At 66.8% G+C, this 21,833-nt stretch carries 18 protein-coding genes; 15 read left to right on the top strand and 3 right to left on the bottom strand.

Annotated elements, in window-relative coordinates:
* Window positions 1-7: 7 nt before the first annotated feature.
* Together ACG04R_RS05500 and ACG04R_RS05495 are read right to left on the bottom strand one after the other, a co-directional pair.
* Window positions 8-1,240, bottom strand: a complete 1,233-nt coding sequence (locus ACG04R_RS05500) for a glycosyltransferase (RefSeq protein ID WP_394407053.1) — start codon at window positions 1,238-1,240, stop codon at window positions 8-10.
* Complete coding sequence (locus ACG04R_RS05495; protein ID WP_394407052.1) at window positions 1,240-2,322, bottom strand: nitroreductase family protein; 1,083 nt, start codon at window positions 2,320-2,322, stop codon at window positions 1,240-1,242. Before ACG04R_RS05495 ends, ACG04R_RS05500 begins: the two co-directional genes overlap by 1 nt.
* Here ACG04R_RS05495 and ACG04R_RS05490 point away from each other — a divergent pair.
* From ACG04R_RS05490 to ACG04R_RS05435, 12 genes are all read left to right on the top strand, one after another.
* Window positions 2,206-3,318: a ThiF family adenylyltransferase gene (locus ACG04R_RS05490; protein ID WP_394407050.1), complete on the top strand. Its 1,113-nt coding sequence runs from the start codon at window positions 2,206-2,208 to the stop codon at window positions 3,316-3,318. The two genes, ACG04R_RS05495 and ACG04R_RS05490, sit on opposite strands and share 117 nt — an antisense overlap.
* 224 nt (window positions 3,319-3,542) lie before the next feature.
* On the top strand, window positions 3,543-4,190 hold the full coding sequence (locus ACG04R_RS05485; RefSeq protein WP_394407263.1) for an XrtA/PEP-CTERM system exopolysaccharide export protein: 648 nt from the start codon (window positions 3,543-3,545) through the stop codon (window positions 4,188-4,190).
* Window positions 4,191-4,259: 69 nt separating this feature from the next.
* Complete coding sequence (locus ACG04R_RS05480) at window positions 4,260-5,852, top strand: XrtA system polysaccharide chain length determinant (RefSeq protein WP_394407048.1); 1,593 nt, start codon at window positions 4,260-4,262, stop codon at window positions 5,850-5,852.
* A 1-nt stretch (window position 5,853) separates the two neighbouring features.
* Window positions 5,854-6,837, top strand: a complete 984-nt coding sequence (locus ACG04R_RS05475) for an XrtA-associated tyrosine autokinase (RefSeq protein WP_394407046.1) — start codon at window positions 5,854-5,856, stop codon at window positions 6,835-6,837.
* Between the two features lie 85 nt (window positions 6,838-6,922).
* Entirely contained in the window at window positions 6,923-8,359 is a 1,437-nt protein-coding gene (locus ACG04R_RS05470; protein WP_394407044.1) for a TIGR03016 family PEP-CTERM system-associated outer membrane protein, read from the top strand.
* A 26-nt stretch (window positions 8,360-8,385) separates the two neighbouring features.
* Window positions 8,386-9,483, top strand: coding sequence for an XrtA/PEP-CTERM system-associated ATPase (locus tag ACG04R_RS05465; protein WP_394407042.1), 1,098 nt, complete (start codon window positions 8,386-8,388; stop codon window positions 9,481-9,483).
* Window positions 9,484-9,500: 17 nt separating this feature from the next.
* A complete protein-coding gene (locus tag ACG04R_RS05460; protein WP_394407041.1) occupies window positions 9,501-10,388 on the top strand; it encodes an XrtA system polysaccharide deacetylase in 888 nt (295 codons plus the stop codon).
* A gap of 48 nt (window positions 10,389-10,436) precedes the next feature.
* The gene (locus ACG04R_RS05455; RefSeq protein WP_394407040.1) at window positions 10,437-11,438 is read left to right on the top strand and encodes a FemAB family XrtA/PEP-CTERM system-associated protein; all 1,002 of its coding nucleotides are present in this window, start codon (window positions 10,437-10,439) and stop codon (window positions 11,436-11,438) included.
* Window positions 11,439-11,445: 7 nt separating this feature from the next.
* Window positions 11,446-12,636, top strand: a complete 1,191-nt coding sequence (locus ACG04R_RS05450) for a TIGR03087 family PEP-CTERM/XrtA system glycosyltransferase (RefSeq protein WP_394407038.1) — start codon at window positions 11,446-11,448, stop codon at window positions 12,634-12,636.
* The gene (gene xrtA, locus ACG04R_RS05445) at window positions 12,630-14,201 is read left to right on the top strand and encodes an exosortase A (protein ID WP_394407036.1); all 1,572 of its coding nucleotides are present in this window, start codon (window positions 12,630-12,632) and stop codon (window positions 14,199-14,201) included. The genes ACG04R_RS05450 and xrtA overlap by 7 nt, the downstream gene beginning before the upstream one ends.
* 44 nt (window positions 14,202-14,245) lie before the next feature.
* Window positions 14,246-15,526 carry a nucleotide sugar dehydrogenase gene (locus tag ACG04R_RS05440; protein WP_394407034.1) on the top strand — a complete coding sequence of 427 codons (1,281 nt, stop codon included), beginning with the start codon at window positions 14,246-14,248 and terminating at the stop codon, window positions 15,524-15,526.
* 46 nt (window positions 15,527-15,572) lie between these two features.
* A complete protein-coding gene (locus ACG04R_RS05435; RefSeq protein WP_394407032.1) occupies window positions 15,573-16,736 on the top strand; it encodes a TIGR03088 family PEP-CTERM/XrtA system glycosyltransferase in 1,164 nt (387 codons plus the stop codon).
* 11 nt (window positions 16,737-16,747) lie between these two features.
* Here ACG04R_RS05435 and ACG04R_RS05430 read toward each other — a convergent pair whose 3' ends face one another.
* The gene (locus ACG04R_RS05430) at window positions 16,748-17,128 is read right to left on the bottom strand and encodes a GtrA family protein (protein ID WP_394407030.1); all 381 of its coding nucleotides are present in this window, start codon (window positions 17,126-17,128) and stop codon (window positions 16,748-16,750) included.
* Window positions 17,129-17,364: 236 nt separating this feature from the next.
* On the opposite strand from ACG04R_RS05430, the gene ACG04R_RS05425 reads away from it, so the two are divergent.
* From ACG04R_RS05425 to ACG04R_RS05415, 3 genes are read left to right on the top strand one after another with little or no spacing between them, the layout of a single operon-like run.
* Window positions 17,365-19,284: an XrtA/PEP-CTERM system amidotransferase gene (locus ACG04R_RS05425; protein ID WP_394407028.1), complete on the top strand. Its 1,920-nt coding sequence runs from the start codon at window positions 17,365-17,367 to the stop codon at window positions 19,282-19,284.
* A 19-nt stretch (window positions 19,285-19,303) separates the two neighbouring features.
* A complete protein-coding gene (locus tag ACG04R_RS05420) occupies window positions 19,304-20,620 on the top strand; it encodes a nucleotide sugar dehydrogenase (RefSeq protein WP_394407026.1) in 1,317 nt (438 codons plus the stop codon).
* Window positions 20,617-21,831: a glycosyltransferase family 4 protein gene (locus tag ACG04R_RS05415; protein WP_394407024.1), complete on the top strand. Its 1,215-nt coding sequence runs from the start codon at window positions 20,617-20,619 to the stop codon at window positions 21,829-21,831. Before ACG04R_RS05420 ends, ACG04R_RS05415 begins: the two co-directional genes overlap by 4 nt.
* The last annotated feature ends 2 nt before the right edge of the window (window positions 21,832-21,833 follow it).

Below are 21,833 nucleotides of genomic sequence, written 5' to 3'. Positions count from 1 at the left end.
CAGGCCCTCAGGGGTGCGATGCCAGCAGTCGGGTGGCGGCCTTGTCGAAGGCGGCTCCAACGCCCCTGGCGGCGGCCAGCAAGGGTTGCTGGAAACCCCTCGCAGCGTTTGCTGCAGCCTCCGAGCGCAGCAGCCTCTCGGCGGCCTGTCGGATGGCCGACTTGCTCAATCGATCGGCACGCAGCACGATGCCTGCGCCCGCGGCTTCAATGGGTGCCATGTTCAGGAATTGATCCATGTTGCTGGCGATGCCCAGTATCGGAACGCCCGCGGCCAGCGCCTGCTGGGTGCTGAGGCTGCCGCCGTTGCAGATGACCAGGCGCGAACGCAGCGCTGCGGCATCCCCTGGCAGATAACTCGCGAGCCGCGCATTCGTCGGCGTGTCGGGAGGTGCGGCGGCACCGGCTGTCGAGGCCAGTGCACGGACGGGCATGTCCTTCAGCGCCTCCAGAATCATCGGGAGCAGCGATGCGTTACCTGAACTGCCCAGCGTGACATAGGCGCTGCCGAGACTTTCGTCGACCGGTTCGTCCCACCAACTCGGTGGCGCGACGGATGGTGACCACATCAGCGGGCCGATGTAGGAGTGGGTATCGCTCGCGCCGCTCATCGGGTAGAGCGGCTTGAGGTCCGGGATCAACAGGTGGTCGGCATCGGTGTAGACGCGTCGCAGGTTGTTGCCCAGTGGAGGCAGCTTGTGGTGCCTGCGCAGCCGGTTCATCGGCTGGCAGTGGGGGATGAAGGCCAGTGGCCGGAAGGTATGGAACAGTGCGCTGGCCAGCGGGAGCGGCAGTACGCGGCTCAGCGGGATCACCGGCAGTGCGTAGCCGCCCTCGTATTGCGGTGTCCAGTAGGCATTGGTGATGGCCATGTACGGTATGCCGGCCAGCCGCGCGCTGACGGACAGCGACAGCCGGAAATCGCCGATCACCAGATCCGGCTTGAAGCCCTCCAGCAGGTGAAGGTCCTCGGTCACGTAGGCATTCAGCGTGTCGAAGTCGTAGACCGGCTTGCCCTTGGCGAGCGCCTCGTTGAACTGCGCGCTCGGGATGCTGCGCATGTCCTCGCGCTGCCACGGCCCGTCGGCGGTGAAGGCGGCATATCGTGGGTCGCAGGCGAGCAGCAACTCGTGACCTGCGGGCGCAATGGCGCGGGCGAGCGCGATCGGCCGCGCGACGTGAGCCAGCGTGACGGCTTCGGCAAAAAGCGCGATCCGGAGCGGGCGGTCCGGCGCTGGCATCACGCTGCCCCCTTGATCAACAGGCTCTCCAGTGGGCGCCTCAGCGAGCGTGCGGTAGGCGACGGGCCGTGGCCGACGCGCCCCATGAAGACGGCGTGCGACGCGGCGTGTTCGCCCACCACGCCGACGAAACGCTGGTCGAGCTGCTGCGCCATCTCCCGTGCACCGGGCTTGATGGAGAAGTCGATGCCTTCGCGGGCATAGCGGGTGAAGACCAGCGGCGTGACCTCGGGCTGCAGCATCAGGCCCAGATGCGTGGCCGTCAGCCAGAAGCGTTGTGTCGCGCGGCCGGCCTCGATGTAGTCGTCGATCGTGCGCGCAGGGGTCTTGGCGAGCAGCAGGAAGTGAGCGGCGCAGGCCAGTCCCGGCACGAAGTCGAGCTGGATGCGCGGCGCCCAGGTGCCGGCGAAGAAGCGGTTGAACATCTCCACCCGGCCCCAGTTGTTCATGACGAAGCGCATCAGCCGCGTCGTCATCGGGTCGGTGCCCAGAGCCTGGTCCGGCACCCGGTCCTCGCTGAACTGCGCCTGCCATTCAATGATGTCCTTGTGGACACGGTAGGCCTCGGGTGTGACCAGGCGGATCTTGGCCGAGTGGAAAAGCATCTTGGCGACCTTCAGCCGCGAGCTGGCGCCTTCCAGCCATTCGATGGTGTGGCTCGGCCCGACAGCGGCTTCGAAGGCCTGCTTCTGTTGCGTGGTGAGCGGCTGGGTCTTCAGCGGGCGCCGCTGCACGCTGCGGGTCTTGATGCTGGCTTTCAGCGGATCGGGATCGATGGCTGGGTCGCCGATGAACTCGAGATCAAACACCGGCCGGGTTTCCGGCGAGTCGGCTCGCCGCCGCACCTCCGTGCGAAGCTGATGATGGCTGGCGGCAATCGCAGCCGTCTCGATCATTGCGCCGATGGAGATCTGGCTCGGATGGCCGTCCAGGTCGTAGACGCAGTGCTCGCGCGTGTCAAAACCATGGATTACCACGCGATGGGCATCGATGATTTCGAAGCGCCAGGGCTGCGTGTTGTCGCCGCTGGGGGCCCATCGTGCAAAATCGAGGATCTGCAGAATGGTGGCTTGCGAATCCATGGTTTTCGCGACCTTTCTCGTATTGGATTGCCGCGCGGTGGCGACGTGGTGGCGGCAGGCTCAGGTCTGAGCTTGTCCTTGACGGCGTCGTCGCTTGGCGCAAAGGGAGGGAACTTGAACCAAGCTTCGACCTTCGACTATGGGCGAGCATTTTCCCGGAACATCGGCTGGGTGACCGAAGCCGAGCAGGAAAAACTTCGCTCGGCGCGCGTGGCGATTGCCGGCCTTGGCGGTGTCGGCGGGGCCCATCTGCTGACGCTGAGCCGGCTCGGCATGAGCCGGTTCAATATCGCGGACTTCGATGAGTTCGGCGTCCACAACATGAACCGGCAGGTTGGTGCGTTCATGTCGACCGTCGATCAGCCGAAAGCGCGGGTGCTGGCAGGAATGGCGCGCGACATCAATCCGGAGACAGATGTCCGGGTATTTCCGGAAGGTGTCACCGAGGCGAATCTCGATGAATTCCTGCGCGACGTCGACGTGTATGTGGACGGAATCGATTTCTTTGCGCTGCCGGCACGGCGCATGCTGTTCAAGGCCTGCTACGAGCGCGGCATTCCGGCGCTGACGGCGGCGCCACTCGGGATGGGCGTGGCGCTGATGTATTTCAAGCCGGGCGGCATGAGTTTCGAGCAGTATTTCAGGGTCGAGGGCCGCGGCGAGAATGAGCAATATGCGCGATTCATTGCCGGCCTGTCGCCGGCGATGCTGCAGCGCGATTATCTGGTGGCGCCGCACGCAGTGAATTTCAAGGAGCGGCGTGGCCCGTCGACCATGATGTCCTGCGACCTGTGTGCCGGCGTCATGGGGGTGGCGGTATTGAAAGTGCTGCTGGGTCGTGGCAAGTTGCGTGCGGCGCCGTGGACCATGCAATTCGATGCCTACCACCAGAAGCTCAAGTTCACATGGCGCCCGTTCGGGAATGCCAATCCGATCCAGCAGCTCATGTTGCTGCTGATCCGGCCCTTGCTTGAGGGGCGGGCGAAGCCGGGTTGAGTTCGAGGGGCGGGCGCAGGGATTCTGGGGTGTGAAATTGCACGACTTTCGGAGGTGTACCCCCCCGATTCCACTGCCGGTATGCAGTCGGGCCTATGGCATCATGCGCGCGCCCATTCCGGCGTGGCGAGGAAGCTTTCTGCTCGCGCCGTTTCGATGAACAGACCCACAGAGGACATGCCTTGGACACCCTTCATGCTTTAGCTCGCGGCGATGCGCAACAGATGTCGGCCGGCGGTGTTTCGGCGTCCGGTCATCGCGGGGTGTGGTCCAGCCTCTGGAAGGTGTTGACGGTGCTGGCGATCGGGCTGGTGGCGGGTTGCGCCAGCACCAATCACCCACCCGCACCGGCGAGCGTGGCCAGCAGTGACTACAGCTACATCATCGGCGCTGGTGACAACCTCAACATCCAGGTCTGGCGCAACCCAGAGCTGTCGATGTCCGTGCCGGTGCGTCCGGACGGCAAGATCGCTGCGCCGCTGGTCGACGAGATGGTCGTGCAGGGCAAGACATCGGTGCAGGTCGCGCGCGAGGTGGAGAAGCAGCTCAGCAAGTACGTGCGCGACCCGGTCGTGACCGTCATCGTCACCTCGTTTGTCGGGCCCTACAGCGAGCAGATCCGCGTCGTCGGCGAGGCCGCCAAACCTCAGTTCCTGCCCTACAAGCAGCAGATGACGCTGCTGGACGTCATGATCGCCGTCGGTGGTCTGACAGACTTTGCGGCCGGCAACAGTGCCACCATCCTGCGTACGGCGGAAGGCAACAAGCAGTATTCGGTTCGCCTGAAAGATCTCATCAAGCGTGGTGATGTGTCTGCCAACGTGGAGATGCGGCCGGGCGACATCCTGATCATTCCGCAGAGCCTGTTCTGATTTGCCGATGGAGCCTTTCCGGCCTGGGCTGGTGGGGCTTCACGAAAGCATTAACCGAGACTGTTTTCGATGGAATTGCTGATTGCTCAGCTGCTGGTCATTGTCCGGCGTATGTGGAAGTACCGCTGGGTGGGCCTGGTGGTGGCCTGGGTGACCGGCGTGGTCGGTGCCGTGGTCGTGTTCGTGCTCCCGGATCGGTACGAGGCCAGCGCGCGCATTTACGTCGATACCCAGTCCATCCTGAAGCCGCTGATGTCGGGTCTGGCGGTTCAGCCCAACGTCGAGCAGCAGGTGACGATGCTGAGCCGGACGCTGATCAGCCGGCCCAACGTCGAGAAGCTGGTCCGCATGGCTGACCTGGATCTGAAAAATCAGTCCAAGGCCCAGCAGGAAGCCACCATCGAGACGGTGACCAACAACCTGTCCATCCAGAGCATCGGGCGGGACAACCTCTACGTGCTTGGCTATCGCGACAGTGATCCGGAGACGGCCAAGCGCGTCGTGCAGTCGCTCGTGTCGATTTTTGTCGAATCCAGCCTTGGCCAGACGCGTGTCGGCGCATCGACGGCAACGACCTTCATCAACGAGCAGATCAAGACCTACGAGACCAAGCTCGAAGAGGCCGAGACGCGCCTGAAGGAATTCCGGCTGAAGAATCTGACGTTGGCGGGCTCCGGTGAGGGCAAGGACTCCGCCGCCCATATCGCTGAGATCAGCAACCAGCTCGAAGCGGCGCGTCTCGAATACCGATCGGCAGTCAATGCGCGCGACGCGGCGAAGGCGCAGCTTGACGCGGAGAGGGCCCGTGGTGGCGCTCAGACGACGACGCAGAGCCTGATGCAGGAGTCGAGCGCCAACGTCGGTACGCCTGAGCTGGATGCGCGGCTGGCCGAGCTACGGCGCAATCTCGACGGGCTGCTGCAGCGCTATACCGACCAACATCCGGACATCATCGCGACGCGCAAGTTGATCAAGGATCTCGAGGAGCAGCGCAAGCGCGAGATTGCCGAGCTGCGCAAGGCAGCTGCGGCAACGCCAGTGGTGAGCCTGGCTCAGGGGGGAGGTACGTTGGCGATGCAGGAGCTGGTGCGCATCCTTGCGACGACCGAGGTGCAGGTGGCTTCGCTGCGTGCCCGCGTGGACGAATACTCCTCGCGCTATGCCCAGGCGATGGCGGCCCTGAAGACGGCCCCGCAGGTCGAGGCCGATTTGGCCCAGCTGAATCGCGACTACGCGATCAACAAGAAGAACTACGAGGACCTCGTGCAGCGGCGCGAGCAGGCCTCGATCTCCGGCGAACTGGATGTGGCTTCGGGCGTGGCGGATTTCCGCGTCATCGACCCGCCGCGTGCCAATCCCAAGCCCGTGGCGCCCAACCGGCTGCTGCTGTTGGCCGGTGCGATGGCGGCAGCGCTGGGTATCGGCGTGTTCACGACGTTCGCGGCCAGCCAGCTGCGCCCGGTCTTCCATGACGCCAACGACCTGCGGGCTCGCGTCGAGCTGCCCATCCTGGGCGTCGTGACTCGGCTGGTCACCGATGCCGATCGTGCGCGGCTGCGGGTGGACCTGATCCGCTTCTCGGCAGGTGCCGGTGGGTTGCTGGCCATGTTTGCCGTGGCCTTGACGATCTTGGCTGTGCAATTGAGCCGGCAGGTGGTTTGACATGACGAGCTTGATCGAACAGGCCGCACAGCGGTTGGAGCAACTGCGCCAGGCGGGCGTTGTGCTGCCCGGTGATGAACAAGGCGTGCCGGCCGCTGGATCGCCGGCCCTCCCGTCGGCGGCGGCTGCCGCTCCGGCCACCGGTCTCCCCGCGTCGTCGCCTGCGCCAGCGGTCGGCATCTCGTTGGTGGAGGATGGTCCTCATCCGTCTTCCAAGCGGGTCGAGCTGGATGTCGTCGCGCTGGCTGCCCAGGGCTTCCTGATGCCCCACACACCGCGTTCGCAGACCGGAGACCAGTACCGCGTCATCAAGCGGCCGCTGATCAAGAACGCGATGGGCAAGGGCGCCGCGACGATCAACCATGCCAACCTGCTGATGGTGACCAGCGCGCTGGCGGGTGAGGGCAAGAGCTTCACGTCCGTCAACCTGGCGCTCAGCATCGCGGCGGAGCTGGACAACACGGTCATGTTGGTCGATGCCGACGTGGCGCGCCCGTCGGTGCTTCGCATGCTGGGTCTGCCGCAGGGCCCGGGCCTGCTGGACGTGCTGGAGGAGCGGGTCGACATGTCGGAGGTGCTGCTGCGCACCAATGTCGAGAAACTGACGCTGCTGCCCAGCGGCACGCCGCACCCGCGCGCCACCGAGTTGCTGGCCAGCGACGCGATGAGCCATCTGCTGGACGACATGGCGAGGCGCTACCCTGACCGCATCATCATCTTCGACTCGCCGCCGCTGCTGCTGACGACCGAATCGCGCGTGCTGGCGTCCCACATGGGGCAGATCATCGTCGTGGTCCATGCCGAGAAGACGCCGCAGAGTGCGGTGCAGCAGGCGCTGGCTGCCATCGAGACCTGCCCGGTGAAGATGATGCTGCTGAATCAGGCCAGCCCCAACGCTGCCGGTGGCTACGGCTATGGCTATGGGTATGGCTATGGGTATGGCTACGGTTACGGCTACGGCAGCAATGATTCGGCGCAGAGCTGAGCCGCGCTGCCTCGCGTTCGCACTGGCCGCCTGTGCGGTGGCTGCGCAGGCCCAGCAGGGCGGTGCTGGCGATCAGTCGCGTGGGGTGAGCATCCAGACGAGCGTCAACGTCATGCAGACCTGGACCGACAACCTGCGTCTGAGCGACCAGAACAAGGATGCCGCGCTGATCACGACCGTGGCGCCGGGCATCCGTGTCGTCAGCAACAGCGGGGCGGTGCGAGGCAGCCTTGACTACTCGCTCAACGGCATTGCCTACACGAAGTCGGACCAGCCCTCGCGGCTGCAGAACGCGCTGACGGCCAACGCCCAGGCCGAACTGATCGCCCGCACGCTGTTCGTCGACGTGCGGGCCAACATCGGCCAGCAGAACGCCTCCGCCTTCGGTCTGCAAAGCGTGCCGACGCAAGGCTCGCAGGGATCGGTGGACAACCTCGCCAATCCCAACCAGCACGAGACCGGTACGCTGGCCGTGTCGCCGTCGCTGCGTGGCGTGCTGGGAGGGTTGGCGACCTACGAACTGCGCGGTGATTTCTCGCGCACGGAGGCGCGTGGCACGAGCCTCGGCGACAGCCGCAGCAGTGGCGGCTCGCTGCGCCTCAACGAGGCCAACCCAGGATTGCTGGGCTGGTGGGTGCTGGCGAGCAGCCAGGAGGTGAAGGCCAAGACGGCGTCGTCCAACCGCAACGACCTGCTGAAGCTCGGGGCGGACTACCACCCCGACGCGGACTGGATCTTCACGCTCAACGCCGGCCGGGAGCGCAACGACTATCTGGGGGGCAGCAGCCAGAGCGGCAACACCGGCGGCATTTCGTCGCAATGGACGCCGACGCCTCGCACGCAGATCGGTGCCGACTGGCAGTACCACAACTATGGCAACAGCCACGGGCTGACCTTCTCGCACCGGATGGCGCACTCGGTCTGGCGCTTCTCCGACACGACGACGACGACGCTCGGCAATACCGGTGCGTCAGGCGGCGCGCGTACCAACTACGACTTTTTCTACCAGCTGTTCGCTCCAAACGAAAAAGATCCGGTCAAGCTGGATGCCTTCGTGCGCGGCTATCTACAGTCGCAGAACCTGTCACCCGATGCGCTCTTGGCCGGCGGCTTCCTGTCCACCGGCCCCAGCCGGCTGCACAGCCAACAGCTGGGTGTCTTGCTGCAGGGCGTGCGGAGCACGCTGTCGGCGCAGATCAGCCGCACGATCACCAGCCGGCTGGGCAGCAACCTGAACCAGGGTGACCTGGCCAGCACGTCGCAGATTGAGCAGCGCTCGTACTCGCTGACCGCCAGCCACCAGCTGACGCCGCTGGCGGCGCTCTCGCTGACGGCCTCCCGCCAGGACACGAAGGGTGATGTCAGCAGCCAGTCGACGAAGTTGACCAGCCTGCTCGTCGGCTGGAATGCCCGCCTGGGCGCGCGGCTCAGTGCGCTACTCGGCGCGCGCCACAGCCGCTTCGAAGCTGTCACGCCCTACACCGAGAATGCGGTCTACGCCAGCCTGACCCAACAGTTCTGACATGGAACGACTCAGTCGCCACCGTCATGTATGAAGCCTTCTACGGCCTGAGCAGCAAGCCCTTCCAGCTCAGCCCGGACCCGAATTTCTATTACGGCAGCAAGCAGCATCGCCGCGCCAAGGCCTATCTGGACTACGGCGTGCTGCGCAACGACGGCTTCATCGTCATCACCGGCGAGATCGGCGCCGGCAAGACGACGCTGCTGCGCGGCCTGCTGGACAGCCTGAACCGCAGCAACGTCGTCATCGGCAACGTCGTGACGACCCAGCTCGACGCCGAGGACACGCTGCGCATGGTCGGCGCCGCCTTCGGCGTGCGCGTGAAGGACGCGCCCAAGTCCGAGCTGCTGATGACGCTGGAGGCCTTTTTCGTCAACCAGGTCACGCAGGGCAAGCGCTGCCTACTCATCGTCGACGAGGCGCAGAACCTCACGGCCCGTGCGGTCGAAGAGCTGCGCATGCTGTCCAACTTCCAGTTCGCCAACCAGTCGCTGCTGCAGACCTTCCTGGTCGGACAGCCGGAGTTCCGCAACATCCTGCAGAAGCCCGAGATGGAGCAGTTCCGCCAGCGCGTTGCGGCGACCTGCCACATCGGCCCGCTGGACGAGGACGAGACGCAGCGCTACATGGAGCATCGCCTGAAGTGCGCGGGCTCCACCGGCAAGCCCACCTTCGACCACGACGCCTTCCCGGCCATCCACAAGGCCAGCAACGGCATCCCGCGCCGCATCAACCGCCTGTGCGACCGCCTGCTGCTGCTGGGTTTCATGCAGGGGCGCAGCCACCTGACGCTGGCCGACGTGAAGGAAGTGCTGCGCGACATCGCCCAGGAGAGCGAGACGCCGCGGCACAGCGACGTCAGCCCGCTGGACAGCGTCCCGGCCAAGTTGCCCGACAGCCGTCCCGCAGCGTTGGACAGTGCGCCGGGCTCGCTGGACGTGGCCAAGCTCAAGCTCAGCGTCGCCGAGGTCGAAGGCCTGTCCACCGAGATCGCGGCGCTCAGCGCCGACCACCACACCGATCGCCTGCAGCGGCTGGAGCGCAGCATGATGCGCCTGGAGCGCATCAACCTGCAGACGCTGGCGCTTCTGCAGAAGCTGGTGGACGCCGTCAAACAGCACTGAGGTTGTCGATCATGCTGATGCCCACACCCACTCCGCCGCTGCGCAATGCGATGAGCATTGACGTGGAGGACTACTTCCAGGTCTCGGCCTTCGCGCCCTACATCCGCCGCGAGGACTGGAACGGCCTGGAGTGCCGTGTCGAGCGCAACATCGACAGCATCCTCGCGCTGCTGGCCGACAAGCAGGTCAAGGCCACCTTCTTCACGCTGGGCTGGATCGCGGAGCGCTATCCGCAGGTCGTCAAGGCCATTGTGGCCGGCGGTCACGAACTGGCCAGTCACGGCTACGGCCACGAGCGCGCCAGCGACCTGACGCCCGAAGCCTTCCTGGCCGACATCGCCAGCGCCAAGAAGCTGCTGGAGGATCTGGGCGGCGTGCCCGTCGTCGGCTACCGCGCGCCGAGCTTTTCCATCGGCAAGGGCAACCTGTGGGCCTTCGACGTGCTGCGCGACGCGGGCTACCGCTACTCGTCCAGCGTCTACCCGATCGCGCACGATCACTACGGCATGCCGGACTCGCCGCGCTTTGCCTATCCGGTGCGCGAGGGCCTGCTCGAGATCCCGGTCACGACGCTGCGCATGGGCTCGAAGAATCTGCCCAGCAGCGGCGGCGGCTACTTCCGCCTGCTGCCCTACGCGCTGTCGCGCTGGATGATCCGCCGCGTCAACGAGGTGGACGGAGAGTCGGCGGTCTTCTACTTCCACCCGTGGGAGATCGACCCCGGGCAGCCTCGCGTGCCGGGCATCAATGCCAAGACGCGCTTCCGGCACTACGTCAATATCGAGCGCACCCACGGCCGCATTGCGCGCCTGCTGGAAGACTTCCGCTGGGGCCGGATGGACGAGATCTTCCTTGGCCGCGAGGCCAGCCCGCGCGCTGTGGCGCCCTCGCTGAGCCCCGCCTGAATGAGTTCCTCTCTTCGTATTGCGCGGCTGGCCGCGCAAGATCAAGCCATGTCCGCCCGCTGGGACGCCTTCGTCCTGGCCCACCCGCTGGCCACGTTCTTCCATCGCAGCGGCTGGCTGCGCGTCATCGAGAAAAGCTTCGGCCACCGCGGCTTCTTCCTCTACGCCGAGCGTGACGGTGTCATCGAGGGCGTGCTGCCGCTGGCCGAGGTCAAGAGCCGGCTGTTCGGCCACTCGGTGTCCAGCCTGCCTTTCGCCGTCTATGGTGGCGTCGCCGCGCTGAACGACGAAGCCGCGGCGGCGCTCGAAGCCGAGGCCGAGAAGATCGCCAGAGGGCAGGGCGCCGAGCACCTCGAATACCGCAACCTCGGCGCCACCCGCCATGCCGACTGGCCGAGGCAGGACCTCTACGTGACCTTCCGCAAGGAGATCCTGCCGGAGGAAGAGGCCAACATGCTGGCCATCCCGCGCAAGCAGCGCGCGATGGTGCGCAAAGGCATCAAGAACGAGTTGACGGCCGACGTCGACGCAAACGTCGACCGCTTCTTCGACCTCTACGCCGACAACGTGCACCGCCACGGCACGCCGGCCATGCCGAAGAAGTACTTCCAGGCGCTGCTGGATGAATTCGGCCCGGACGCCGAGGTGCTGACCGTCACCACCTCCGACGGCAAGCCGCTGTCCACCGTGCTGACCTTCTACTTCCGCGACGAATGCCTGCCTTACTACGCCGGCGACGACGAGGCCGCCCGCGACCTGGCCGCCAACGACTTCAAGTACTGGGAGCTGATGCGCCGGGCCTGCGCGCGCGGCCTCAAGGTGTTCGACTACGGCCGCAGCAAGCAGGGGACCGGCCCGTACGCCTTCAAGAAGAACTGGGGCTTCGAGCCGCAGCCGCTGAGCTACGAGTACCGGCTTTTCAAGCGCGACGCGATTCCGCAGAACAACCCGAACAACCCGAAGTACCAGTTGATGATCAAGGCCTGGCGCAAGCTGCCCATCGGCTTTGCGAACTGGCTGGGCCCCTTCATCGTCAAGAACCTGGGTTGAGTATCTCTTGAAGATCCTCTACCTCGTCCACCGCCTGCCTTACCCGCCCAACAAGGGCGACAAGGTGCGCTCCTACCACCTGCTCAAGCATTTGGCGGCGAGGCATGAGGTTCATCTGGGCAGTTTCATCGACGACCCCGACGACGAGCAGCACCTGCCGCGTGTGCGTGAGCTGTGCGCCGGCCTGCACATCGCCCGGCTGAACCCGCGCAGCGCCAAGCTGTTGAGCCTGCGCGGCCTGCTGAGCGGCGAGGCGCTGAGCCTGCCCTATTACCGTGATGCCGGTCTGAAGGCATGGGTCGACGAATCCATGGCCCGCGTGGGCTTCGATGCCGTCGTCGTCTTCAGCGGCGTGATGGCGCAATATGCGCCGCCGGGACTGCACCAGCTCGTCGACTTCGTCGACGTCGATTCCGCCAAGTGGCGCGACTATGCACCGGAGCACGCCTGGCCGATGTCATGGCTGTATCGGCGCGAGTTCGACAAGCTGCTGGGCTTTGAGCAGCGCGTCGCGCGCGAGGCGCAATGCAGCTTCTTCGTGACCGACAACGAGGTCGCGCTGTTCCGCGAGCTGAGCCCGGGGCAGTCGTTCAATCTGGCGGCGCTGGGCAACGGCGTCGATGCCGATTTCTTCAAGCCCGATCCAGCTCGCGAGAGCCCGTTTTCAGCCGGTGAGCTGCCGCTGGTCTTCACCGGCGCGATGGACTATTGGCCCAACGTCGACGCGGTGAGCTGGTTCGCCAACGAGATGCTGCCGCCGTTGCGCGAGCGCTTCCCGGCGCTGCGCTTCCACATCGTCGGCCGCAGCCCGTCGCCGGCCGTGCTCGCATTGAGCAGCGAGATCGTCAACGTGACCGGCACCGTGCCCGACGTGCGGCCCTACCTGCAGCACGCGGCGGCCGTCGTCGCGCCGCTGCGGCTGGCGCGCGGCATCCAGAACAAGGTGCTGGAAGCGATGGCCATGGCCCGCCCTGTCGTGGCCGCGGGCAGTTGCGTGCGCGCCATCACGACGGCTGTGCAACCCGGACTGCTGCCGGCCGATGATGCGGCCAGCTATGTCGAGCGCCTGTCGGCACTGCTCGCCGACCGCGAGGCCGCGGACGCTGCAGGCCACAGCGCGCGTGATTTTGTCCTGGGCGCTTACAGCTGGGACGCCCACCTGTCCGGTCTCGATCGCCACCTGGAGAAGGCGTGCTGAACGTGCCCAAGCCCTGGCGCCTGCCGCTGCTCGGCCTGGCCGTGGCCTGGGCGCTGCTCGCGGTGATGTATTACGACACCGGTGCGGCCATGGTCGTCATCTGGAACCGCTCCGAGACGTTCGCGCACGCCTGGGTCGTGCCGCCGATCTCGGCCTGGCTGGTCTGGCGCCTGCGTGGCGACCTGACGGTCCTGGCGCCCCGGCCCGCGCCGTGCTGGCTGTGGTTCACGCTGCCGCTGGGCCTGCTGTGGTTGTTGGGCGACCTGGCGGTGGCCAATGCCGCGACGCAGTTCGCGTTGGTGGGCATGGTCGTGCTGATGGTGCCGGCCGTGCTGGGCACCGAGGTCGCGCGCCGCATCGCCTTCCCGCTGGGTTTCCTGTTCTTCGCCGTGCCCTTCGGCGATTTCCTGACGCCCTGGCTGGTCGATCGCACGGCCGATTTCACGGTGGTTGCGCTGCGCGCTACCGGCATCCCGGTGTTCCGCGAAGGCACGGAGTTCGTCATCCCGACCGGCTCCTGGTCCGTGGTGCAGGCCTGCAGCGGCATCCGCTACCTGATGGCCTCCGTCATGGTCGGCACGCTGTTCGCGTACCTGAACTACCGGTCCTACCGCCGGCGCTGGGCCTTCGTCGGCGTGTCCATCGTCACGCCGCTGGTGGCCAACTGGCTTCGGGCCTACATGATCGTCATGCTGGGCCACCTGTCCGGCAACAAGCTGGCCACCGGTGTGGACCACATCATCTACGGCTGGGTCTTCTTCGGCGTCATCATGCTGGCCATGTTCATGATCGGTGCGCGCTGGTCGGAGCCCGATCCCGAGCCCGCGTCGGTGCCCGCAGCGGCGTCGGCGCAACCGACTTCGCCGGTGCGCTGGTGGGGGGCGCTGCTTGTTGCGATGGTGACGCTGGCGCTGCCGCTGGTGGTCCGTTCGCAGGCCCAGCAGGCCGTCATCCATGGCGAGCCGACGCTGGCCGCGCCCGCACTGCCGCGATGGACCTGGCACAACGAGCCGATGACCAGCTGGCAGCCTTTCTTCCAGAACCCCGCTGGCGTGCTCCACGGTCGCTACGAGCCGGAATCCGGCGGCCCGGCCATCGGCGTCTACGTCGGCTACTACCGCGACCAGCGCTACGGTCGCCAGCTCGTCACGTCGGTCAACCGGTTCGTCGATGATGAGCGTGACAAGTCGTGGTCCCAGACGGCCTCGGGCCTGACGCAGCTCGACACCTCGTCCGGCCCGCAGCCCTGGCGCACCGGCGAGTTGCGCGGCCAGGCGCTGAGCCAGGTCAGCGGCGACGGCAGCCAGGCGCCGCGGCTGCGGGTCTGGCAGATCTACTGGATCAACGGCCGTCCCTTCACCAGTGACTGGCAGGCCAAGCTCTACGGCGCCTGGCAGCGCCTGCTGGGGCATGGTGACGACGCCGCCGTCCTGCTGATCTATGTCGACAAGGCCGCCGCCGGCGCCGACGACGCCGTGCTGAAGGACTTCCTGCGCATGCATTGGGCGGCGCTGGACACCGCTTTGCGTGGGGTCCGGGACCGCGATGCGGCCCGCCAGCAGTGACAATCACGCGCCCTTTTCCAAATCAAAGCAACGAGAAACGACCTATGAAGACGCTCGCAGTCATCGGCCTCGGTTACGTGGGCCTGCCCCTGGTGGTGGAGTTCGGCAAGCAGATCCGCACCATCGGTTTCGACATTGCGAAGAACAAGGTCGAGGCCTGCCAGCGCGGTACCGACCCCAGCCGCGAGCTGACGGACGAAGAGGTGCAGGCCGCCAAGCTGGCGGTCTACACCGACGACCCCAAGATGCTGGCCGAGGCCGATGTCATCATCGTCGCCGTGCCCACGCCGGTGGACGAGGCCCACATCCCCGACTTCCGCCCGCTGATCGGTTCCTCCACCAGCGTCGGCCGCCACATGAAGAAGGGCGCCATCGTTGTCTACGAGAGCACCGTCTACCCCGGCGCCACGGAAGAGGTCTGCATCCCCGTGCTGGAGCGCGAATCGGGCATGAAGTGGAAACAGGACTTCTTCGTCGGCTACAGCCCTGAACGCATCAACCCGGGCGACAAGGAACACACGCTGACCAAGATCCTGAAGATCGTCTCCGGCGACACGCCCGAGACGCTTGACGCGGTCGCCAAGGTCTACGAGAAGATCATCATCCCCGGCGTGCACCGCGCGTCCAGCATCAAGGCCGCCGAGGCCGCCAAGGTCATCGAGAACACGCAGCGCGACCTCAACATCGCGCTGATGAACGAGCTGTCCATCATCTTCGACAAGCTCGGCATCGACACCACCGAGGTGCTGGAAGCCGCCGGCACGAAGTGGAACTTCCTGAAGTTCAAGCCGGGTCTCGTCGGCGGCCATTGCATCGGCGTCGATCCCTACTACCTGACACACAAGGCCGACATGCTGGGCTACCACCCGCAAGTCATCCTGGCCGGTCGCCGCATCAACGACGGCATGGGCAAGTTCATCGCCGAGCAGACCATCAAGCAGATGATCGCCAGCGGCAGCTACATCAAGGGCGCGCGCGTCAACGTGCTGGGCCTGACTTTCAAGGAGAACTGCGGCGACCTGCGCAACTCCAAGGTCATCGACATCATCAACGAGCTGAAGACCTACGGCGTCGAGGTCTTCGTGACCGACGCGCAGGCCGAGGCCGAAGAGGCCATGCACGAGTACGGCGTGCGCCTGATGCCCTTCGACGACCTGCCGCGCGCCGACGCCATCGTGGCCGCCGTGTCGCACCGCGAGTACGCGGCGCTGTCCGTCGAGGACATCGGCAAGAAGCTGACCAAGGGCGGCGCCTTCATTGACGTGAAGGCGGCCTTCGACGCCAAGGCGCTCGTCGACGCGGGCTTCCGCCTCTGGCGCCTGTAAGGATGAAGCCCCCACGCTCGCTTCGCGAGCTGCCCTCCACGGGGGGGTGTCAGCGCCTTCGGGTGGCCGGGCGGCGCTGACCGTGCAGGCAGATTCGCGTCCGCTGGTCGTGCACCTGCTGCACCGCTTCGACACCGGCGGGCTGGAGAACGGCGTCGTCAACGTCATCAACCACCTGCCGGCGTTCCGGCATGCGGTGGTGGCGGTGACGGAGATCACCGCGTTCAAGGAGCGCGTGAAGGCGCCCGGCACGCAGTTCATCGCACTGAACAAGTCGCCCGGCCAGGGCTTCTGGCTCTACCCGCGGGTCTACCGGCTGCTGCGCGAACTGCGGCCGGCCGTCGTGCACACCCGCAACCTCGGCGCGATGGAATTCCAGCTGCCGGCCTGGGCCGCGCGCGTGCCGCTGCGTGTGCACAGCGAACATGGCTGGGACACCAACGACCTGGGCGGCGTCAGCGTCACCAACCAGCGCCTGCGCCGCATCTACGGCGTCGGCACGCAGCGCTTCGTGGCCTTGTCCAAGGCCATCGAGACCTACCTGACCGGTCCGGTCGGCTTTGCGCCGGAGCGCGTTCAGCGCATCTGCAACGGTGTCGACACGCAGCGCTTCGCGCCGTCTGCCACGGTGCCTGATGCCTGGCCCTATCGCCGCGGCGAGCATCTGGTCATCGGCGCCGTCGGCCGCATGCAGGCGGTGAAAGACCCGCTCAACCTCGTCGACGCCTTCCTGAGCCTGCGCGATCTGTGCCCGGCCGACTGGCCGCGGCTGCGCCTGGTCATGCTGGGCGGTGGCCCGCTGCTGGACGCCGCGCAGCAGCGCCTGGCCGATGCGGGCGCGGCCGATCAGGCCTGGCTGCCGGGCGATCGCAGTGACGTTGCGCAGCTGCTGCCGCAGTTCGACATCTTTGCGCTGCCGTCGCAGGCCGAGGGCATCAGCAACACGCTGCTGGAAGCCATGGCCTGCGGCTGCGCGCCCGTCGCGACCGACGTGGGCGGCAATCCTGAACTGGTGGCACATGAAGCCAACGGCCTGCTCGTGCCGTCCCAGGACAGCGCTGCGCTCGCCGCCGCGCTGGCACGCGTCGTCAGCGAGCCGGCACTGCGGCAGCGGCTGGCCGACGCGTCGCTGGCCCGCGTGCGGACCCAGTTCAGCCTCGACGGCATGATCGCCGCCTACGGTGCGCTGTACGCCTCAGCGGACGCGTAGCCTGGCGCCGATCAAGGCTTGCGGAACACCCACAAGCGGCTGAGCACGAAATTGCTGGCCAGCACGCCGGCGGTGGCGCAGATCTGCGCCGGCACCGGATGCAGGCCCAGGGCGACGCCGGCACGCAGCAGGCCGGCATTCAGCGCGCAGCCCAGCGCCACCATGGCGGCAAAGCGCAGCTGCTGGCTGCGGTTGGTGACGTGGCTGCCCTGCTTGGCGAAGGTCAGCCGCGCGTTGGCCCAGTAGTTGAAGACGGCGCCGATGAGGAAGCTCACCGTGGACGCCGCCACCAGCGTCAGCCAGCCCGCCAGCACGAAGCCGGCCGTCAGCGAGTACTGCAGCAGCGTGGCGAGGGCGCCGACGGACAGGAAGGAGAACAGCTGGGCGATCAAGGTGGCTGGGCGGAAGAGGGCGCCGAAGTATCGGCGCAGGCGCAACTCCGTTCGCCCTGCTTCCCGAGGGCGCGGCATCCCCCGGACAGGGGGATAAGCCGTGCGCCACGTCACACGTCCAGGCGCCAAGGCCGGGAGGCGTCACCAAGCTCGGTAAGAATCCGCCTTTCTTCGCGCCAGGCCCTTGCAGCGGGCGCGCCCCTTTCCCAATGATTGGTTGAACCAGGTCCCAACCCATGTGCGGCATCACCGGTCTGTTCGATATCCGCAGCCAGCGCATTCCCGAACGGGAACGCCTGCACCGGATGAACGAGTCCCAGCACCACCGCGGGCCTGACGAGGGCGACCTGCATATCGAGCCCGGTGTGGGCTTCGGCCACCGGCGCCTGTCGGTCATCGACATCGCGACCGGCCAGCAGCCCATCTTCAACGACGACAAGTCGGTGGCGCTGGTTTTCAACGGCGAGGTCTACAACTACCTGGAGCTGATGGACGAACTGCGCGGCCACGGCTACGTGTTCCGCACCAAGAGCGATTCCGAAGCCATCGTGCGCGCCTGGGAACATTGGGGCGAGGACTGCGTGCATCACCTGCGCGGCATGTTCGCCTTCATGATCCACGACCGCCGCCGCGACTGCCTGTTCATGGCCCGCGACCGGCTGGGCGTGAAGCCGCTGCACTATGCCGTGACGGAAGACGGCTGGCTGCTGTTCGGTTCCGAGCTCAAGAGCCTGATGGCCCACGGCGGCCTGCGCCAGGAGATCGACCCGCGCGCCGTCGAGGCTTATTTCGCGCTGGGCTATGTGCCCGACCCCTGGACCATCTACCGGCACGCGCAGAAGCTCGCGCCGGGCCATCGCCTGCTGGTCAAGCGCGGCCAGCCGCTGGGCGAGCCCCAGCGCTACTGGGACGTCAGGTTCACGCTGGACGCCAAGATCGGCGAGGAAGAGGCCGCCGAGGAGCTGCGCCGGCGCCTGTCCGAATCGGTCAAGCTGCGCCTGAAGGCCGAGGTGCCGCTGGGCGCCTTCCTGTCCGGTGGCGTCGATTCCAGCGCCGTCGTCGCCGCGATGGCGCAGCTGGACGAACAGCCGGTCAACACCTGTTCCATCGGCTTCGACGACCCCAAGTTCAACGAGACCGAGTTCGCGCAGCAGGTGGCGGACCGCTACCGCACCAACCACCGCGTCGAGGTCGTCAACAGCGACGACTTCGGCCTCGTGGACCTGCTGGCCCACCTGTACGACGAGCCCTACGCCGACTCGTCCGCCATCCCCACCTACCGCGTCTGCGAGCTGGCCCGCAAGCATGTGACGGTGGCGCTGTCCGGCGACGGCGGCGACGAGAGCCTGGGGGGCTACCGCCGCTACAAGATGCACATGATGGAAGAACGCATGCGCAGCGCCTTCCCGCTGGCGTTGCGCAAGGGGGTGTTCGGCCCGCTGGCCAGGCTCTACCCCAAGGCCGACTGGGCGCCGCGCGTGTTCCGTGCCAAGACGACCTTCCAGGCCATCGCCCGCAACTCGGTCGACGCCTACTTCAACACCATGGGCCTGGTGCGCGACCCGCTGCGCAACGAGCTCTTCAGCGACGCCTTCAAGCGCGACCTGCAGGGCTGGCACGCCAGCGAGGTGTTCCACCACCATGCCCGCCGTGCCGGGACGGACGATCCGCTGGCGCTGATCCAGTACCTGGACATCCACACCTACCTGCCGGGCGACATCAACACCAAGGTCGACCGTGCCAGCATGGCCCACAGCCTGGAGGTGCGCGAGCCGCTGATGGACCACAAGCTGGTCGAGTGGGTGGCCACGCTGCCGTCCGACCTCAAGCTGCGCGGCCAGGAAGGCAAGTACATCTTCAAGAAGGCGCTGGAGCCCATGCTGCCGCATGATGTGCTGTACCGGCCCAAGATGGGCTTCGCCGTGCCGCTGGCGCGCTGGCTGCGCGGCCCGTTGCGCGAGAAGACGCGCCAGGCCTTGCAGCAAGGTGCGCTGGCGCAGACCGGCTGGTTCAACCAGAGCACCATTGCCCGCCTGCTGGACCAGCACGAGCGCGGCGCGATGGACCATGCGCAGCCGCTGTGGGTGCTGCTGATGTTCGACGCCTTCCTGCGCAACGCGGGTCTGGGCACCGCCACGGCTCGCGCCGCCGCTTGATTTCGAGAAGGACAACAAGATGAAGGTTTCGGTTTTCGGTCTGGGCTACGTCGGTGCCGTGTCATGCGCCTGCCTGCCCGAGTTGGGCCACGAGGTGGTGGGCGTGGACATCAACGCGCTCAAGGTCGAGCTGATCGCGTCGGGCCAGTCGCCCGTCGTGGAGGAGGGCATCGAGGAGCTGATCTCCGCGGCCGTCAAGGCCGGCAAGCTGACGGCGACCAACGACGTCGCCGCCGCCGTGCAGGGCACCGAGGTCTCGCTGATCTCGGTCGCTACGCCGTCGCTGCCCAACTACATGCCCGACCTGACCGCGCTGGACGCCGTCGTCGGCCAGATCGGCGCCGAGATCGCCAAGAAGGACGGCCACCACACGCTGGTCATCCGCAGCACCGTGGCGCCGGGCACGACGCGTGCGCGTATCGCGCCGCTGCTGGAGAAGGCCGCGGGCCGCAAGATCGGCGACCGGTTGTCGCTGGTCTTCAACCCCGAGTTCCTGCGCGAGGGCTCGTCGGTGTCCGACTTCCACAACCCGCCGCAGACCATCGTCGGCAGCGTGGACGAGGCCGGCGTCGAGGTCATGAAGCGCCTCTATGCCGGCGTGCCCGGCAACTTCGTCGCGGCCGACGTCGGCGTGGCCGAGTCGGTCAAGTACCTGTGCAACGTCTTCCACGCGCTCAAGATCGTCTTCGCCAATGAGGCCGGCGCCGTGTTGAAGGAAACGGGCCTGGACTCGCGCGACGTGCTGGAGCTGTTCTGCCGTGACACGCAGCTGAACATTTCCAAGGCCTATCTGCGACCCGGTTTCGCGTTCGGCGGCTCCTGCCTGCCCAAGGAGGTCAAGGGCTTCCTGACCATCGCCCGCGAGCGCGGCGTGGAGATCCCCGTGCTGGGCTCGCTGCTGGACAGCAACGACGCCCACATCGGCCGCGCCTACGACCTGGTTGCCGCCGTCGGCCGCAAGCCGGTCGCGCTGTTCGGTCTGGCCTTCAAGCCCGGCACGGACGATCTGCGCGACTCGCCGCTGGTGGTGCTGGCCGAGAAGCTGCTGGGCAAGGGGTTCGATCTCGCCATCTACGACAAGTTCGTCAAGATCGCGCGGCTGCTGGGCAAGAACAAGGAATACATCGACCGCGAGATCCCCCACCTCGACAAGCTGCTGCACGAGACGCCCGATGCGGCGCTGGCGCGCGCCGAGATCGTCGTGGTGGGTCATGCGGACGCCGAGACGCGCCAGCGCATCATCGCCGTCGCGAAGAACGCCCGTGTCGTCGACCTGAACGGCTATGCCGACCTGCGCGCCGCGGGCTTTGCGCAGTACGAGGGCATCTGCTGGTGAGCGCACCGCAGCGCCGCCTGAAGGTCGCCTTCATCTCGCCGGTCTTCCTGTTTCCGGCCGATGCCGGCGGCAAGATCCGCACGGGCAACATCCTGCGCGGCCTGAAGGAGAGCGGGGTGTTCGACATCACGCTGCTGTCGCCGGCCACGGCGGAGCAGCAGCGTGAATGGCAGGGCGAGCTGGACCGGCAATGCCATCGCTTCGTCGGCTGGGCACCCAGCCCGGCCCGCCCGCGCTGGCAGCGCGCGCCGGACCTGCTGTCGTCGTTGCCCATCAACGTCGCTGCCGACCGCACACCGGCCGCCGTTGCGGCGGTCGAGAAGCTGCTGGGGGCACAAGCCTTCGATGTCGTCGTCTTCGACTTCGTCCATGCTGCCGTGCTGCGCCCGGCCAATCTGCGCGGCGCCACGGTCTGCTTCACGCACAACGTCGAGGCTGAGATCTTCGAGCGCCATGCCAAGACGGCCGCGAGCGCGCCGCTGCGCTGGCTGTGGGCCTCGCAGGCGGCCAAGATGCGCCGCTTCGAGCGTGAGGCGCTGGGTCGTTTCACTCGCGTCGTCGCGGTGTCGGAACGCGACGCGAAGAAGTTCGCCGCCGACGGCCTGGCGACGGCCCGCGCCATCCCGACCGGCGTGGATCTGGACTTCTTCTCGTGGCAGGCGCCGGCAGACGGCAGCCCGGTCGTCGTCTTCACCGGTTCGATGGACTGGGAGGCCAACGTCGACGGCATCCGCTTCTACATCGAGGAAGTCTGGCCGCGAGTGCGCGCGCAGGTGCCCAACGCCCAGCTTCGCGTCGTCGGCAAGAACCCGCCGGCGGCGCTGGTGCAGCGCAACGTGCCGGGCGTCAGCTTCACCGGTTTCGTCGACGATGTGCGCGACCATGCGCGCGACGCCCAGGCCTTCGTCATCCCGCTGCGCGTCGGCGGTGGCACGCGCATCAAGGCCTTCGAGGCCATGGCCATGGGGCTGCCGGTCGTGTCGACGACCATCGGCATCGAGGGCCTGGACGTGGATCACGGCACGCACTTCCTGCGCGCCGACGGCGCCGACGAGCTGGCCAGTGCGACATGCAAGCTGATCGCCGATGGCGCGCTGCGCCTGAAGCTGTCGCGCGCGGCGCGCGGGCTGGTGGAAGACCGTTTTGGCCACCGCGTGGCGGCCGACGTGTTCGGTCGCATCCTCATCGAAGCGGTGGAGGCCGCCGCGTGAGG

The sequence above is a fragment of the Pelomonas candidula genome (genome assembly GCF_043555985.1).
Taxonomy (GTDB): domain Bacteria; phylum Pseudomonadota; class Gammaproteobacteria; order Burkholderiales; family Burkholderiaceae_C; genus Pelomonas; species Pelomonas candidula.
The sequence above is the reverse complement of the archived record's forward strand: the minus strand, read 5'-3'. Positions and strand labels throughout refer to the sequence as shown.